This window comes from Streptomyces griseoloalbus (assembly GCA_014650015.1).
GTDB lineage: Bacteria > Actinomycetota > Actinomycetes > Streptomycetales > Streptomycetaceae > Streptomyces > Streptomyces griseoloalbus.
Genome location: BMUD01000129.1, coordinates 1 through 605, shown reverse-complemented (window position 1 = coordinate 605; position 605 = coordinate 1). Strand labels below are relative to the sequence as shown.

The window sequence follows — 605 nt, the reverse complement described above, 5'->3', positions numbered from 1 at the left end:
TGAAGGGGTTGAGTCTCGAGGCTGAGAGCGATCCTAAGCTACACAGTCACAAGAGCGATTCCACACAGGTCTTCACAGGACTGGGCAAAACATTTTTTTGAAATCTTTTAAGAAAGCGGCAAATCGCACATGCTAAAGACAGTGCGAAACCTATCTGGATTAAGCCAAGATCCTTCATGGTACTCACATTAACAAACATGATCTCAATCATTAAGGGCTTAGCATGCCTCTCTTTCTCTTAATTGATCAAATTTTGCAAAACCCGAGGAATTCGTTGATAGTTAGAATAGATTCGTAGACCCGGTCGACTGATCCGTTTTAAATTTAAAATATTTCTACTATAAGGCCTTTTCCTATTCCTTCTATGTCGCAGGGTTGAAACCAAAAAATCTTTTTTGCTTTCTTGTTGTTTCCTCACGTTCTCGATAAAACCTTCTCGTAAAAAGATTTTAACAATGTTTTCGGTGATATTAGTAGATGCTATTCGAACTACTCTTTTTCTATCCATGTCAGCATTTCGTATAGAGGTTATTATGTCAGCAACAGTGTCCCTACCCATGATGGACTAAAATTATGGGTGCCCCCAAATTTTGATATAATCAACA

The 605-nt window shown here is 38.3% G+C and carries 1 protein-coding gene; it reads right to left on the bottom strand.

Annotated elements, in window-relative coordinates; all coding sequences use genetic code 11:
* Positions 1 to 238 precede the first annotated feature (238 nt).
* Positions 239 to 559: a 30S ribosomal protein S8 gene (gene rpsH / locus IE178_RS37190; RefSeq protein WP_193515096.1), complete on the bottom strand. Its 321-nt coding sequence runs from the start codon at positions 557 to 559 to the stop codon at positions 239 to 241.
* Positions 560 to 605: the final 46 nt, after the last annotated feature.

Bases quoted from the DNA above. Each gene is read 5' to 3' on its own strand.
- rpsH (WP_193515096.1), bottom strand. From the start codon at position 559: ATGGGTAGGGACACTGTTGCTGACATAATAACCTCTATACGAAATGCT.